Annotated in this window: 14 protein-coding genes; 10 read left to right on the top strand and 4 right to left on the bottom strand. The window is 68.5% G+C overall.

All coding sequences use genetic code 11. The features are described 5' to 3' along the window. Window positions 1-4 precede the first annotated feature (4 nt). Window positions 5-1213, top strand: a complete 1209-nt coding sequence (locus ABFD52_12140) for an aldose epimerase family protein (protein MEN6561516.1) — start codon at window positions 5-7, stop codon at window positions 1211-1213. 15 nt (window positions 1214-1228) lie between these two features. Here the strand turns inward: ABFD52_12140 and ABFD52_12135 are convergent, their stop codons facing one another. The 3 genes from ABFD52_12135 to ABFD52_12125 are packed head-to-tail and all read right to left on the bottom strand — an operon-like array spanning window position 1229 to window position 3851. Then, window positions 1229-1600: a VOC family protein gene (locus ABFD52_12135; protein MEN6561515.1), complete on the bottom strand. Its 372-nt coding sequence runs from the start codon at window positions 1598-1600 to the stop codon at window positions 1229-1231. A gap of 58 nt (window positions 1601-1658) precedes the next feature. Next, the gene (locus ABFD52_12130; protein MEN6561514.1) at window positions 1659-2438 is read right to left on the bottom strand and encodes a stage II sporulation protein M; all 780 of its coding nucleotides are present in this window, start codon (window positions 2436-2438) and stop codon (window positions 1659-1661) included. A 15-nt stretch (window positions 2439-2453) separates the two neighbouring features. Then, window positions 2454-3851: a sugar porter family MFS transporter gene (locus ABFD52_12125; protein MEN6561513.1), complete on the bottom strand. Its 1398-nt coding sequence runs from the start codon at window positions 3849-3851 to the stop codon at window positions 2454-2456. Between the two features lie 331 nt (window positions 3852-4182). Here ABFD52_12125 and ABFD52_12120 point away from each other — a divergent pair, with 331 nt between their 5' ends. Further along, the gene (locus ABFD52_12120) at window positions 4183-5109 is read left to right on the top strand and encodes a glycyl-radical enzyme activating protein (protein ID MEN6561512.1); all 927 of its coding nucleotides are present in this window, start codon (window positions 4183-4185) and stop codon (window positions 5107-5109) included. Window positions 5110-5111: 2 nt separating this feature from the next. Beyond that, window positions 5112-7475, top strand: a complete 2364-nt coding sequence (gene hypD, locus ABFD52_12115; GenBank protein ID MEN6561511.1) for a trans-4-hydroxy-L-proline dehydratase — start codon at window positions 5112-5114, stop codon at window positions 7473-7475. Between the two features lie 13 nt (window positions 7476-7488). Here hypD and ABFD52_12110 read toward each other — a convergent pair whose 3' ends face one another. Next, window positions 7489-7686 carry a hypothetical protein gene (locus tag ABFD52_12110; protein MEN6561510.1) on the bottom strand — a complete coding sequence of 66 codons (198 nt, stop codon included), beginning with the start codon at window positions 7684-7686 and terminating at the stop codon, window positions 7489-7491. A 770-nt stretch (window positions 7687-8456) separates the two neighbouring features. Between ABFD52_12110 and ABFD52_12105 the strand changes: the two genes are divergently transcribed. The 7 genes from ABFD52_12105 to ABFD52_12075 all read left to right on the top strand — a co-directional run bounded on the left by ABFD52_12105 (window position 8457) and on the right by ABFD52_12075 (window position 15765). Continuing rightward, window positions 8457-8834 carry a response regulator gene (locus ABFD52_12105; GenBank protein MEN6561509.1) on the top strand — a complete coding sequence of 126 codons (378 nt, stop codon included), beginning with the start codon at window positions 8457-8459 and terminating at the stop codon, window positions 8832-8834. Window positions 8835-8874: 40 nt separating this feature from the next. After that, complete coding sequence (locus tag ABFD52_12100; GenBank protein ID MEN6561508.1) at window positions 8875-9372, top strand: hypothetical protein; 498 nt, start codon at window positions 8875-8877, stop codon at window positions 9370-9372. A gap of 173 nt (window positions 9373-9545) precedes the next feature. Next, complete coding sequence (locus ABFD52_12095) at window positions 9546-11504, top strand: molybdopterin-dependent oxidoreductase (protein MEN6561507.1); 1959 nt, start codon at window positions 9546-9548, stop codon at window positions 11502-11504. 2 nt (window positions 11505-11506) lie between these two features. After that, entirely contained in the window at window positions 11507-12574 is a 1068-nt protein-coding gene (locus ABFD52_12090) for a 4Fe-4S dicluster domain-containing protein (GenBank protein MEN6561506.1), read from the top strand. Continuing rightward, window positions 12571-13413 carry an FAD/NAD(P)-binding protein gene (locus ABFD52_12085; protein ID MEN6561505.1) on the top strand — a complete coding sequence of 281 codons (843 nt, stop codon included), beginning with the start codon at window positions 12571-12573 and terminating at the stop codon, window positions 13411-13413. The genes ABFD52_12090 and ABFD52_12085 overlap by 4 nt, the downstream gene beginning before the upstream one ends. Further along, complete coding sequence (locus tag ABFD52_12080; GenBank protein MEN6561504.1) at window positions 13410-13916, top strand: hydrogenase maturation protease; 507 nt, start codon at window positions 13410-13412, stop codon at window positions 13914-13916. The genes ABFD52_12085 and ABFD52_12080 overlap by 4 nt, the downstream gene beginning before the upstream one ends. After that, a complete protein-coding gene (locus ABFD52_12075) occupies window positions 13906-15765 on the top strand; it encodes a proton-conducting transporter membrane subunit (protein MEN6561503.1) in 1860 nt (619 codons plus the stop codon). Before ABFD52_12080 ends, ABFD52_12075 begins: the two co-directional genes overlap by 11 nt. Window positions 15766-15769 lie beyond the last annotated feature (4 nt).

Raw genomic sequence — 15769 nt, 5'->3', positions numbered from 1 at the left:
GAACATGAGAGCGTCGATGAGACGGGCCATCCCCGCGGCCCTGGCCCTCGTCCTGGCCCTGTCCGGTCCGGCCTGCAAGCAGGAGCCCACGGCTCCGGCCGGCGGGGCGGCTCCGGCGGCGGATCCCGTTGGACAAGGAGATGCGACCATGAAGACCAAACGAGAACATTTCGGGAAGCTGGCCGACGGCACGCCGGTCGAGATCTTCACCCTGACGAACGCGCACGGGCTCCGGGCCCGGATCATGACCTACGGGGCCATCCTCGTCTCGCTCGAGATCCCCGACCGGAACGGCGTCCTGGCCGACGTCAACCTGGGGTTCGACAACCTGCAGGGGTATCTCGGCGCCCACCCGTATTTCGGGGCGATCATCGGCCGCTACGGCAACCGCATCGCCGGGGCCCGGTTCACGCTGGACGGAGTCGAGTACCGGCTACCCGCCAACGACAGCGGCAACACCCTCCATGGCGGGATCAGGGGCTTCGACAAGGTCGTCTGGAAGGGCGAGGCGGTCAAGGGCGAGCGCGGCACGGGCGTCAAGCTCTCCTATCTGAGCAAGGACGGGGAGGAAGGTTTCCCCGGCGATCTCGCGGTCACGGTCATCTACACGCTGACGGATGCGGACGAGCTCGAGATCCGCTACGAGGCGACGACCGACAGGAAAACGCCGGTCAACCTGACCAACCATGCCTACTGGAACCTCAAGGGCGAGGGCCGCGGCGACATCCTGGGCCACGTGCTCCAGCTCGAGGCCGACAAGATCACGGCCGTGGATTCGCCTAAGACCCTCATCCCGACGGGCGAGATCGTCCCGGTAGCCGGGACGCCGTTCGATTTCACGGCCCCGCACGCCATCGGCGAGCGGATCGCCCGGGTCGAGGGCGGCGGCTACGACCACAACTTCGTGCTCCGGAGCGGCGGCGGGACGCTGGCCCTGGCGGCCCACGTCGAGGAGCCCGAGAGCGGCCGGATCCTGGAGATCTGGACCGACCAGCCGGGGATCCAGCTCTACACCGGCAATTTCCTGGACGGCTCGGTGATCGGCAAGGGCGGCCACGCCTACGGCAAGCACTACGCCTTCTGCCTCGAGACCCAGCATTTCCCCGACTCGCCGAACCACCCGAACTTCCCCTCGACCATCCTCGAGCCGGGGCAGACGTACCGGACCGTCACGGTCCACAAGCTCTCGGTGGGAGTCCCGGTCCGGAAATAGCTTCGGAGGCGCGGCTCAGCGCGTCTCCGGCAGGATCTCGAGCCAGTAGCCGTCCGGGTCCTCGATGAAGTAGATGCCAATCCCCGGGTTCTCGAAGCAGACGGCGCCCATCTCCTTGTGCCTGGCCAGCGCGGCCGGATAGTCGTCGACCGTGAAGGCCAGGTGGATCTCGTTGTCGCCCAGATCGTACGGCTGCTTCCGGTCGCGGAGCCAGGTCAGCTCGAGCCGGTGGGCGCTGCGCCCGTCGCCGAGATAGACGAGGACGAAACTCCCGTCCCCGGCCTCGTGGCGGCGGACCTCCTGGAGGCCGAGGGCCTCCTTGTAGAAGGCCAGGCTTTCGCCGAGATCGAGGACGTTGAGGTTGTTGTGGGCGAAGGTGAATCGCATGGGAGCCTCCCCTTCGAGAGCATAGCCGAAAGCCCGGACGCTGTCGAGCCGCTCTCAGTCATCTGAGAAGGGGCGTGATGAAGCCTTCGATGAAGGCCGCGACGAAGAGCAGCGGGATGACGACCAGGACGAACGAACGGACGACGTCGCGGAAAAGGCCGGCGCCCCCCGTCCCCGCGGCCGCCTCTTCCGCCGCCGGCTCCGGGCCGGCTCCGCCCGCCGCATCCGCCGGCCGCGGCTCCGCGGCCTCGCCTTCCGACCGGGCCCGCTTCCGGGCCCGCCAGGCGGCCCGCGCCTTCCGCCCCATGCCCGCCGAAAGGTAGAGCCCGACGCTCGTCGCGTAGAGGACGGCCGCGAGCTCGATGATGCCGTGCGGCAGGATCTGGGTCAGGACGAGCCGGGGCACGTTCAGGCCCTGGTGCCGGGAGAACGAACAGAGCAATCCCAGGACCCCTCCGTTGATGACCGGGTCGAGGATGGGGAGGGAGAGGAAGGGGACGATCCCGGCGCTGACGGCGACGATCGAGGCCCGGGTATTGTGATAGAAAAGCGTCAGGGCGAGGACGAGCGGCGAAGCCTGGAGCGGGATGTCCTTGAACGAACGGACGACGAATTCGAGCGCCTTCTTTTCCTCGGCCGGCCAGAGCATGAAAAAAACGAATCCGGCGACGAAGCCAAGCCCGAGGGCCCGGGCGGCGCACTTGAAATGCCGCCGGTAATGCCGGCGCCAGACCTCCTTCTCTTCCCGGTAAAGGCGCCTGACCGGCCCGGCCGGCCGCCCCGGGTTCGTCGGGACGGGAACCGGCTCCTCCGTCCGCGGCCTGATCTCCTCGTCCATCCTGCCGTCTCCTTGCTAGCGGTCCACGAGCTCGCGCTCGATCTGCTCGAGCGTCCGGCCCTTGGTCTCGCGGACGCGGGACCGGATGAAAAGATACCCCAGGACGCTGATCCCCGCATAGATCCAGAACGTCCCGGCCGGGCCGAGCCCCTTGTTGAGGTGGGGGAAGGTGTAGGTCAGGACGAAACAGGCCGACCACAGGGCGAAGGTCGAGACCGACATGGCCGCGCCGCGGATGCGGTTGGGAAAGATCTCGGCGAGCAGCACCCAGGTCACGGGCGCCAGGGAGACCGCGTAGAGGGCCAGGGCGAAGAGAACCAAAAGGAGGATGTGCAGGCCCCGGCTGTGGGCCGCGTAGCTCGCGCCGATAAGCCCGAAGACGACCGCCAGGCCGGCCGACCCGGCCAGCATCAGCGGCTTGCGGCCCAGCCGGTCGACCAGGCGGATGGCGACCAGGGTGAAGATCAGGTTGACGGCGCCGGTGATGACGATGTTGAAGAGTACGTCGCTGACGCCGTAGCCGGCCGCGGTGAAGATCTCCTGGGCGTAGTTGAAGATGACGTTGATGCCGCACCACTGCTGGTAGACGGCCAGGACGACGCCGATGAGGAGGACCCGGGCCAGGCCGGGCTCGAGCAGGTCGCGGAAGCGGACCCGGCCGATCTCGCCGGCCGCGAGCGTCGACCGGATCTCGCCCAAAGCTCCGGCGGCGAAGCCCGGACCGCCGACCCGGGCCAGGACCTTTTCGGCCTCGGCGGCCCGGCCGTTCTTGACCAGCCAGCGGGGGCTCTCCGGGACGATGAACATGAGGGCGAAGAAGAGGAAGGCCGGCGCGGCCTCGACCCCGAACATCCAGCGCCAGCCGGTCCGGCCGTTCCACGAGGCCAGGATCTCGGCGGCGGTCGCGCCGGCCGGGACCGGCCTGGCGATGAGCCAATTCGCGACCTGGGCGGCCAGGATGCCGATGACGATGGTCAGCTGGTTGACGGACACAAGCCGCCCGCGCATCTCCGCGGGCGAGATCTCGGCGATGTACAGCGGGGAGAGGTTGGAGGCCAGGCCGATGGCCACGCCGCCGAGCAGGCGGTTGGCGACGAAGAACGCGAAGGTCGGGGCCAGCGCGGTCAGGACCCCGGTGACCGCGAAGAGCAGACCCGCCAGGATGAGGAGCCTCTTGCGGCCGAAACGGTCGCTCAGGCCGCCCGCGACGAGGGCGCCGACGAGGCAGCCGACGAGGGCGCTCGACATGGCCCAGCCGATCTGGGCCGGCGTGGTCAGGCCGAAGAACTTCTCGTAGAACGGCTTGGCCCCGCCGATGACCACCCAATCGTAGCCGAACAGCAGGCCGCCCATGGCCGAGACCAGGGTCACCGTCCGGACATAGCGCATATCATAGGAGGGACGTTCCTGCATGGCGCTCCTCAGAGGATGTTTTTACATCAAAACGGCGGCGATGTGTACGGAAAAGTTCCGTATCCGTCAGCCGCTGCCGCCCGGGAGGGCGAGGCGCCGGGGTTCCCGGAGCTTGGTCTCGGCGGCGGCCGACCGCTCGCTCGAATCCGGCGCCACAACACGGATCTCCCGGGCCTGCCCAGGCTCGGGGAGCGGCTCGGCCTTCGAGCCCGGGGCCCGGGGCGGGGGGCCAAAAACAGCTTGACATGCTTGCTGATATCTGATATATTACAAATGAGAATAGCAATTAAGTAATTCTCGGTCAGTACGTTATGGGGAATCGGCGAAGATCATGGCGCAAAACGACACGGACATGAAGGGCCGCGTTTTCGACATCAGGCGCTACTCGATCCATGACGGACCGGGGATCCGCACGACCGTCTTCCTAAAGGGCTGCGGCCTGCATTGCCTCTGGTGCCACAATCCCGAAAGCATCGATCCCGGCCCCGAGCTCATGCACTGGCCGGCCCGCTGCGTCCGCTGCTACTCGTGCCTGCGGGCCTGCCCGGCCGGCGCGGTCTCCAAGGACGCCGCGGGGGCGGTCGTCATCGACCGCTCGAGGTGCGACGCTTGCGGCCGCTGCGCCGAGGCCTGTCTCTATGACGCCATGCAGATCGTCGGCCGCGGGATGAGCGTCGGGGAGGTCATGGCCGAGGTCGAGAAGGACCGCATCTTCTTCGAGCAGTCGGGCGGCGGCGTCACGCTGTCCGGCGGCGATCCGCTCGTCCAGGCCGGGTTCGCCGGCGCCATCCTCGACGCCTGCCGCGAGCACGGCTATCACACGGCCCTGGACACGGCCGGCCTCGCGCCGGCCGCCCCGTTCGAGCGCCTGGTCCGCCGCGCCGACCTCGTCCTCTACGACCTCAAGGCCGTCGACGAGGCGCTTCACCGGGAATACGCCGGCGTCTCGAACGCCGTCATCCTCGACAACCTCCGGCGCCTGGCCGCGGCCGGGCCCGAGGTCTGGATCCGCATCCCGCTCATCGCCGGCGTCAACGACGGCGAGGACAATATCCGCCGGACGATCGACCTGGTCCGGTCGCTCGGAACGATCCGGCGGATCGCTCTCCTGCCTTACCATGCCGGCGGCCTCGACAAGGCCGGCCGCATCGGCCAGGCATCCCATTTCCGGAAATTCGAGGCCCCGTCCGAAGAACGCCTGGCCGCGATCGAGGCCGCGTTCCGCGGGGCGGGCTTCGATGTCCGGCGCGGAGGATAGCCATGAACGAACGCATCCAGAAGCTCAGGCAGCAGACGCTCGAGGCCAAGCCGACGGTCAGCGCCGAGCGGGCCCGGCTGCTGACCGAATTCTACAAACGGCCGGAGACGCGCGGCCTGTCGGCGCCGCTGCGGCACGCCCTGGCCTTCAAGCACATCCTGGAAAACAAGGCCATCGTCTTCAATGACGGCGAGCTCATCGTCGGGGAGCGGGGCCCGGCCCCCAAGGCGACCCCGACCTATCCCGAGGTCTGCATCCACTCCCTCCAGGACCTCGTCACCCTGAACGACCGGAAGAAGACCGCCTTCGCCTCCGACGAGGAGACCCGCCGGGTCTACGCCGACGAGATCATCCCGTTCTGGAAGGGCCGGTCCCAGCGCGAGCGCATCTTCGCGGCCATGACGCCCGAATGGATCGCGGCCTACGAGGCCGGGATCTTCACCGAGTTCATGGAGCAGCGGGCCCCCGGGCACACCGCCGGCGACGGCAAGATTTTCCGGAAGGGCATGAACGACTTCAAGGAGGACATCGCCTCCGCCCTGGCCGGGCTCGATTTCCTCAACGACCCGGACGCCTACGACAAGCAGGAGGAGCTCAGGGCCATGGCCGTGACCTGCGACGCCCTGATCGCCTTCGCCCGGCGCCACGCGGACAAGGCCCGCGAGCTGGCGAAGCTGGAACGGGACGGCGTCCGCCGGGGCGAGCTCGAGCGCATCGCCGAGATCTGCGGCCGCGTCCCGGCCGAGGCGCCGCGCGATTTCTGGGAAGCTCTCCAGACGTACTGGTTCGTCCACCTGGGCGTCATCACCGAGTACAACACCTGGGACTCGTTCAACCCCGGCCGTCTCGATCAGCACCTCTGGCCGTTCTACGAGAAGGGCCTGGCCGACGGCACGCTGACGAACGAGAGCGCCCGGGAGCTCCTCGAGGCCCTCTGGGTCAAGTTCAACAACCAGCCCGCCCCGCCCAAGGTCGGGGTCACGGCCGAGGAGAGCGGGACGTACACCGATTTCGCCCTGATCAACCTCGGCGGCCTGAAGCAGGACGGGACGGACGCCGTCAACGATCTCAGCTACCTCATCCTCGACGTCATCGAGGAGATGCGCATCCTTCAGCCCAGCTCGATGGTCCAGATCAGCGCCAAGGGGCCGGACGCGTTCCTGCTGCGGGCCCTCAGGATCGTCAGGACCGGCTTCGGCCAGCCCTCGATTTTCAACACGGACGCCATCGTCCAGGAGCTCGTCCGCGAGGGCAAGAGCGTCGCCGACGCCCGCGACGGCGGCTGCAGCGGCTGCGTCGAGGCCGGGGCGTTCGGCAAGGAAGCCTACATCCTGACCGGCTATTTCAACCTGCCCAAGGTCTTCGAGATCACGCTCAACGACGGCGTCGACCCGCGGACGGGCAAGAGGATCGGGCTGGCGACGGGCGATCCGGCCTCGTTCGAGACCTTCGACGAGCTCTTCGAGGCCTACCGCCGGCAGGTCCGCCATTTCGTCGAGATCAAGATCCGGGGCAGCAACGTCATCGAGAAGCTCTGCGCCGAGCATCTCCCGGCGCCGTTCCTGTCGGTCCTCGTCGACGACTGCGTCCGGAACGGCCGGGACTACCACGCCGGCGGGGCCCGCTACAACTCGAACTACCTCCAGGGCGTCGGCCTGGGCTCGATCACCGACATCCTCAGCGCCGTCCGCTACAACGTCTACGACCACCGCCGCTTCACGATGGACGAGCTCACGGCCGCGCTCCGGGACAATTTCGCCGGGCACGACGGGCTGCGCCGGCTCGTTCTCGACCGGACGCCCAAGTTCGGCAACGACGACGACTACGCCGACAGCCTGATGAAGCGGGTCTTCGAGGCCTATTTCGAGGCCGTCGACGGCCGGCCGACGCCGCGCGGCGGGACATACCGGATCAACCTCCTGCCCACGACCTGCCATATCTACTTCGGCAGGATGACCGGGGCCACGGCCGACGGCCGGCTGGCCGGCGAGCCCGTCTCGGAAGGCGTTTCCCCGGTCCAGGGCGCCGACCGCAAGGGCCCGACGGCGGTCATCAAGTCGCTCGGCAAGCTCGACCACGTCCGCACGGGCGGCACGCTGCTCAACCAGAAGTTCACGCCCCAGCTGCTGGCCGACGACGCGGGGCTGCGGGCGCTCAAGGACCTGGTGCGCGCCTACTTCCGCCTGATGGGGCACCACATCCAGTTCAACGTGGTCACGGCCGAGCTGCTGCGCGCGGCCCAGGCCCATCCGGAGAAATACCGCGACCTCATCGTCCGCGTCGCCGGCTACAGCGATTACTTCGTCGACTGCGGCGCCGAGCTCCAGGACGAGATCATCCGCCGCACCGAGCACCAGGAGTTCTAGGGACGGCCACCCGTCATTTCGCCTTCTCGGCCGGCGCGTACGAGAGATCGGGGCGATAGGCGCCCATCTTCGATTTGTACTTCCGCAAGAGCTTGAGCATGGCCTGCCAGACGGCCGTGGCCTCAGGGTCGATGAGCTTCATGACCTTCTCGTCCATGAGGAACAGGTCGGAGTCCGATCTCGCCGTTTCCGAATAGAAATAGAACGGCATCTCCGTCCCGATCCCGCCGATCCAGCTCCTGAATCCCGCCGGCGCCTTCCGGGCCTTGTACAGCTCGACACGAACTTGATCTCCTCCGGCTTGAGCCCGGGCGTCTCGGGGGCATAGGAGAGCTCCGGGCTGAACGTGACCGTGCCTTGCTTGATGTACTCGGTCGCTTCGCCCATCTTCAGGCTGAGGGCCTCCCACTTCTCGGCGCCCAGCTTGCCCACCATCTCCTGCCAGATGCCGAAGCCCTTGTCGATCTCGCTGAGGCTCTCGAAGGGATAGAGGATATAATAAAGGATATCGATTCCTTCCCGCTGACCTATCACAATCTATGGCTTGAACCGGGCGTTGTCAATGCTCCGGATGACCCGGCCCGCCCGGCCCGGGATCCCGGCCCCGGGCGTCCTTATCCGCGGGATTCGGTACCGTCCGGCGGGAATCACGGCGGGCCGCCCGGACGGGCCTGCTCCCTGGTCAGGCTCTCCTCGCCCCGCCGGCAGGGGGCCTCCGTCTGTCGCTGGAGTTGGCACGGATCTTGCCAAAGGGAAGGCGTGAAGGACTCAGGGCGTCCACGGCCATGCCCGGCGGCGCGAAGCGCAAGCGGCATGGAGTCGGCCCGGATACGCGGAAGGCGAGGGTGATGAGGGGGCTGGCGGCCGGCCCGGGAAACCGATCCAGACTCCGGGGACCCGGGTCCGGCCGCGTTTTCTTCCTCTATACAACCTCCTGGTTCTGTGCTATAAGATGACCTCCACCGATCCCCGGAGGACGCCATGACCGATAAAAAGAAAGTGCTCATCATCGACGACGACCCGGCCATCTGCGAGTCCGTGAAGGCCATCCTCGACGGCAACGGCTTCGAGGCCTCCTGCGCGCTCAGCGGCAAGGACGGCCTGGCCGCGTTCCGCAAGGATCATCCGGACGTCGTCCTCTGCGACATGATGATGGAGGACATCGACTCCGGCGGCCAGGTGACCAAGATCATGAGGCAGGAGCGGCCCGGGACGCCCGTGTTCCTCCTCAGCACGATCGGCGACGCCACGGCCACGACCGTCGGGCTGGCCGAGTACGGTTTCAACGGCGTCTTCCAGAAGCCGGTCAACTTCGACCTGCTGCTGGCCGTCCTCGGGCGGTACGCGAAATCCAAGTAAGGCCGATCCCTCCGCCGCCGGAGGGCCGTCGGGACCGTCGATGACCTTTTCCCTGGCCGAGATCTTCCGCCGCGAACCGGACCTCGAGTCCTTCCGGCGCGCCGTCCGCTCGTTCGCCGGTGATTTCCGGCTCGGCAGCGCCGAGATGATCGAGCTCGGGGAAGCCTATTTCGAGCGCTGTCCCGACCGGGCCCAGGACCGGAACGCCGCCGAGGTCCTGCTCGGCTATGCCCTGGCCCGCGTCGTCCTGGTCGAGAAGGCCGTCCTGTCCGTCCACCCGGCGCGCCGGGAGTCCTTTCGGGCCATGCTCGACGACGTCGCCGCGGTCGGGCCTTCGATCGACGCCCTCCTCGCGTCCGGCGGCCGGGACGAGATCCTGGCCGACCAGGCCGCTCTCCGGGACGCGCTCGACGCCCTGAGATCGGTCATCGACGAGATCCCGAAGGGCATGATCAAGGAACGATTCGTCGGCGGCATCTCCAATCTTTTCAATATCATTCATGTTATACAGATGAGACTGCGCGGGACTTTACAATAGGCGCCGCATTTGTTATCATAGGATATAAATTTCCCTGCACGGCTGACGAGCTGAGCATTCCTGTCTAGCCAGGCGATCGCCTCAAGGCCGATCCCTCGTCCGCCGGGGCATCTGTCCGGCCAGGGCCCGCCGGCCGGGAGGATCCGGGCCATCGTGTCTGAGGAGCAAGAGGCATGAGCACTCGAACAGGCATCTGCAACTTCTGCGGCACCGGCTGCGGCCACCTGCTCAAGGTCGACAACGGCGTCGCCCGCGGGGTCTTCGCCTCGCCGGACCATCCCGTCAGCCAGGGCCGCCTGTGCGTCCGCGGCTGGCACATCCACGAGCTCCTCTCGACCCGGGACCGGATCCTCGCCCCCATGGTCCGCCGGAACGGCCGCCTCGAGCCCGTCTCCTACGACGAAGCGATCGCCGCCGCGGCCGACGGCCTGTCCCGCTGGTCCGGCGACGAGATCGCTTTCCTGGCCTCGCCCCGTTCCTCGAACGAGGACAACTACTGCCTGGCCAGGCTGGCCCGGACGGTCTTCCGCACGCCGAACATCGGCCTGGCCTCCGACCAGGGCCACGGCGACGCCGCCGACGTCCTGCTCGAAGGCGCCGGGTTCCCGGCCATGCTCGGCGCCCTGACCGAGATCCGCAAGGCCAAGCTCATCCTTGTCGTCGGCGGCGACATCGCCAAGCTGAATCCCATCGTCGGGAGCGAGATCCACCGGGCCGCCCGCCGCGGCGCCGAGCTCGTCACCCTGAGCGGCCGCCTGACCCAGATCGCCAAGCTCAGCGGCCGGCACCTCTGGTTCAAGCCGGGGACGCTGCGCCACAGCCTGGCGGCCCTGGCCAAGGTCCTGGTCGAGCGCGGCTGGCACGACGCCTCCTTCCTCCGGGACCGGGCCGAGGGGTTCGACGATTTCGCCCGCTACCTGGCCGGTCTGGACCTGGCCGCCCTCGCGGCCGCCTCGGGCCTCGAGCCGGCCGCGATCGAGGACCTGGCCCGCAGCCTGGCCCAGGCCCCGACGGCCATGGCCTTCTTCACCTCTGGCATCGCCGGCCTCGACCGGCCTTCCGTCGCCCTGCTCTTCGACCTCTTCCTCGCGGCCGGCAAGATCGGCCGGGAAGGCTGCGGCGTCAACCCCGTAGCCGGGATCTGCAACATCGTCGGCAGCTACGACGTCGGCGCCTCGCCCCGGTTCCTGGCCGGCTGCCGGCGGGCCGAGGGCCCGGCCGCCGGCCGCACCCCCCGCGAGCTCCTCGCGGCCGACCCGACGCCCCTCAAGGCCATGATGGTTGTCGACCGCGATGAGGAGATCGTCCGGCACGCGGCCAAGCTCAAGGCGCTCGAGTGCCTGGTCTACGTCGGGGCCTACGGCAACCCCTTTGTCGAGTTCGCCCATGTCGTCATCCCCTCGGCGACCTGCGCCGAGGCGGACGGCACCTACACGAACACCGAGCGGCGGATCCAGCTCAGCCGCAAGAAGATCGAGCCTCCGCCGGGCGTCCGCCCGGCCTGGCGCATCTGCGCCGACGTCGCCGCGAGGCGCGGCGCATCCTGGCCCGGCGCTTCCGCCGAGGACGTGATGCGCGAGATCGCCGCGGCCGTTCCCGCCTACGGCGCGGTCACCTACGCCGGGCTCGAGAAGGGTTTCGGCCTCCAGTGGCCGGTCGACGCCGGGCACCCGGCCGGCACGGTCCGCTTCGACGCGGCCGCCGCGCCGAGGCGCCTGCGCTTCGTCCCCGCCGGGGCGGACCTCGGCGTCGCGGCGGTCTCGAAGGACTTCCCCTTCCTGCTCATGGCCGGCAAGGCGAACTACTTCTGGCACCGCAACAACGTCATGAAGAAGACCCAGATCCCCAAGCGGGAATACAACGCCCTGCTCCTGCTCTACCCGCGGGGCTTCGTCGAGCTCGCGGCCTCCGACGCCAAGGCCCTCGGCGTTCGCGACCGGGCCCCGGTCAACGTCATAGCCGAAGGAGGCTCCATGCGGGTGGCCGTCCGGATCTCCGGCGACGTCAAGCCGGGTACGGCCTTCGTCCCGTACTTCATCGAGGACATGGTGCCCGGCTTCCTCAACGCCGCCGGCGCCGCGATCGACGAGGACCAGGAATCCGCGATCCCCGTGCGGATCGAAAAGGTGTGACCATGTACATCATGCCCAAGAGCCAGGCCCGGGCCCTCGCCGCCGCTCTCGCCGAGGACTACGACCTCCACGGCCCCGTTCTGCGCGAGGAGTCCGGCGAGCCGATGTTCGACCGGGTCGAGGACCCGGCCGCGATCCGGCTCGAGGCCGCCATCCCCTACAATCCCCCGAAGTCCGTGGTCTTCCCCCAGGCCGAGAGGATCATGTCCTACCGCTACGACCGGGAGGCGAAGACGGTCTCCCTCGAACGCGACGACCTGGTCCGGCCCAAAGCCCTGGTTGGCCTCCGGGCCTGCGACCTCAACGGCCTTCTCTGCCTGGACCGCTTCTATCTCGGGCAGGAATACGTCGACGAGTTCTACCGCGACCATCGCAAGAAGATGTTCATCGTCGTCAACAACTGCGTCCGGCCCTTTCCCCAATGCTTCTGCGTCTGCACCGACAGCGGGCCGGCGGCCCGGGAGGGCTACGACGTCGCCCTGACCGGCGACGGCGACGATTACCTCTTCGAGGCCGGGAGCGAGAAGGGCCAGGCCCTGGCCCGCCGGCTCGGCCTGAAGGAGGCCGGTCCCGGCGCGGCCGGCCGCAAGGCGAAGATCATCGACGCCTCGATCGCCCGGTTCGACGCCGAGGCCACGGAGAACAAGGCCTGGATCTCGCGGGTCATGAACCGGATCACCACGGGCTTCATCAGCAACGACATCTGGGAGTTCATCGGCGACCAGTGCTTCGAATGCGGGGCCTGCTCGTTCGTCTGCCCGACCTGCTCGTGCTTCAACATCGAGGACATCAACAGCCGCGAGGGCCGGACCGACCGGATGCGGTCCTGGGACTCCTGTTCCTACGAGGGCTACACCCGCATGGCCGGCGAGCACAACCCCCGCCGCCCCGTCGAGGACCGGAGGAACAAGCGCTTCTTCTGCAAGCTGTCCTACTCGCAGTCCCGCAAATACCTCAGGCCGGGATGCGTCGGCTGCGGCCGCTGCAACCGGGTCTGCCCGGGCGACATCGGCATCGCCAACGTCGTCACGTACATCCGGCGGGAGATCACCAAGGCAGGTGCGAAATGAGCGGAGCCAACGCCGGGGCCATCGTCACCGTCCCCGAAACCGCCGTCATCGACGAGATCCGGGACGAGATCGAGGACGTCCGGACATTCTACTTCTCCTTCGAGAACCCCGAGGCCGCGCGGGCCTTCAGGGCGAGGTCCGGCCAGTTCGTCATGTGCACGGTCTACGGGGCCGGCGAGTTCGCCGTCTCCCTGCCCTTCAGCCCCGAGGACGACCGGCCCCACCTTTCGGTCCGGCAGGTCGGCAAGGTCACCCGGGCCCTCCACGAGCTGCGCCCCGGGGACAAGATCGGCCTGCGCGGGCCGTTCGGCAACGGCTTCCCCTTCGAGTCCATCAAGGGCAAGAACGTCATCTACGTCGCCGGCGGAATCGGCCTCATCCCGCTCCGCTCGTCCATCGTCCACGTCCTCCAGCACCGGCAGGACTTCGGCCGGATCATCCTCATCTACGGCTCCAAGTCGTCCCAGGAGCTGATGTACCGGGACATGATCGAGAAGTGGAAGGCCACTGAGGGCTTCGAGACCTACTTCACGATCGACCGGCCCGAGCCCGGCTGGACGGGCCCCGTCGGCTTCGTCCACACCCTGGTCGCCCCGGCCAAGGTCCCGGTCGAGAACACGGTCGCCTTCGTCTGCGGCCCGCCGCTCATGTTCAACTCGGTCATCAAGGAACTCCTGGCCGCCGGCATCAAGGACGAGGCCATCATGTCGACGCTCGAGCGGCACATGAAGTGCGGCATAGGCAAGTGCCAGCACTGCGCCATCGGCCGGACCCTGGTCTGCACGGACGGCCCGGTCTACACCTACAAGCAGATCAAGACCCTGGGAGAGCAGATATGAGCGACGGCCTGGCCCGCCTGGCCGAGGTGCTCCGGGAGCCGACCTGCCTCGTCGGCGTCGGCAACCCGCTGCGCCGCGACGACGGCGTCGGGCCCTGGATCGTCGGGGCCGTCCGCGGGGCCGCAGACGGCGCCGGGCTGAGCCTGGTCGACGCCCAGGACGTGCCCGAGAACTTCGTCCCGGCCATCGCCCGCGGCGCCGCCCGGAACGTCGTCTTCGTCGACGCCGTGGCCGCCGCCGGCGGCCCGGGCACGGTCGTCTTCGGCCCCCTGGCCGGGTTCGCCGAGGCGGAGAGCTTCTCGACGCACAAGCTCGCCCTTTCGCTCAGCGCCAAGTTCCTCGAGGCCGCCGGGAAGCGGGTCTTCCTGCTCGGCATCGTCCCGGCCGACCTCGAGTTCGGGACCGGATTCACGCCCGCGGCCGAGCGGGCCGCGGCTTCGCTTCGCGACCTCATCCTCGGGGCCTGCGCCCCGACCCGCCTGGAGAAACGCCATGACCGCTGACCTCTTCGTCCGACTGTTCATCGGCCTCGGCCTTCTGGCCGCGGCGGCCCTCGCGGCGCCTCTCCTGGCCCGCAAGCGGACCCTGGCCGGCGTCGTCAACCTGGCCCTCGTCGCGGCCGCGGCGGCCCTGCTGCTCACGGTCAGCTTCGAATCGATCTTCGGCCAGGCCGGGCCGGCCGCCTGGACGCTCGCCCTCGGGCCCCTGTCGGTCCCGTTCCTCGTCGACGGCCTCTCGGGCCTGTTCCTGGCCGTCATCGCCTTCATGGCCGTGATGAGCGCGATCTACTCCATCCGCTATATGGACCATTACCCCGAATACGGCCTGGGCGGCTACTATCTCTGCTTCCCGCTGTTCATCCTGGGCATGGCGGCTCTGGTCACCGTCGACGACCTGGGCCTGGGCTTCACCCTGGCCTGGCAGATCATGACCGTCGCCTCGTTCTTCCTGGTCCGCTTCGAGCGCCGGAAGGCGGAGAACCGGCGCAGCGCCGCGAAGTACCTGGCCCTCATGGAGCTGGCCTGGCTCCTCGTCGTCGCCGGGGCGTTCTTCGCCCGCGGCCATTCGTTCGGCGAGCCCCTGGCCGGGATCACGGCCAAGCTCGGCGCGACCGGCGGCCTGCCGCTCCTCGGCTTCTTCGCCTTCCTCCTCGTCGGCTTCGGCCTGAAGGCCGGCGTCTGGCCCCTCGGCCAGCTCTGGCTTCCCGACGCCCACTCGATCGCCCCGTCGCCCGTCAGCGCCCTGCTGAGCGGCGTCATGCTCAAGACCGGGATCTACGGGCTGATGCGGACGTTCCTGTTCATGACGCCGAAGGACAACGCTGCCTTCGACGGCCGGACCTGGGGCCTGATCGTGGCCGCGACCGGCGCCGTGACGCTCCTCATCGGCACCATCCAGTCGATGAAGCAGAGCGACGCCAAGCGCCTCCTGGCCTACAGCTCGATCGGCCAGATCGGCTACATCGTCCTGGCCGCCGGCGCCGTCCTCTACCTCGGGACGACAGGGACCCCGGTCCTGCGGGCCCTGGCCGTGGCCGCGGTCATCGGGGCCCTGTTCCACGTCCTCAACCACGCCATCTTCAAGGGACTGCTGTTCCTCACGAGCGGCAGCATCCTTTACGCCACCGGGACCAAGGACCTCAACAAGCTCGGCGGCCTCATCACGCTCATGCCGGCGAGCGCCGTCATCGCCGGGATCGCCTCGCTGTCCATCTCCGGCATGCCGCCCTTCAGCGGCTTCTCCAGCAAGTGGACTATCATCTCGAGCACGCTCCTGGCCGGCGACGGGACCTTCGCCCTGGTCCTCTTCGGCATCATCGCCCTGTTCACGAGCGCCGTCACCCTGGCCTGCTATGTCAAGTTCTTCGGCATGGCCTTCACCTCGGCCGGCTCGGAATGGAACGTCGGCAAGACCATCCGCGAGGTCCCGGCCTCGATGCTGGCGCCCAAGATCGTCCTCGCGGCCGTGGCCCTCGTCCAGGGGCTCTTTCCGGTCCTGTCGGTCAAGCTCGTCCTCGCCGCCCTGGGGCGGTCCGAGGGCTTCTTCCTGGCCGACGCCGTCGCCCGGCCGGCCGGCCCGATGTCGGCCTCGGCCCTGGGCCTCCGCCTGACCGGGGTCAGCGACCTGCCCTTCGGCGCGGCCGCGGCGCCGCTCGCCGTCCTGCTCGTCCTCGGGCTGGGATTCGGCCTCGGTGTCCTGCTGCGGCGGGCGGGCGGCTCGAAGGAGGTCGAGGCGCCGACCTGGCTCTGCGGCTACCAGGACCTGGGCAACGCCAACCGGTACACGGATCGGGGCATGTTCGCGGGCCTGCGCGGCCTGTTCAAGTTCGCCGGCGGAAAGAGCGGCAAGTAGCAAG

The sequence above is a fragment of the Acidobacteriota bacterium genome (assembly GCA_039683095.1).
Taxonomy (GTDB): domain Bacteria; phylum Acidobacteriota; class Aminicenantia; order Aminicenantales; family Saccharicenantaceae; genus RBG-16-66-30.
The sequence above is the reverse complement of the archived record's forward strand: the minus strand, read 5'-3'. Positions and strand labels throughout refer to the sequence as shown.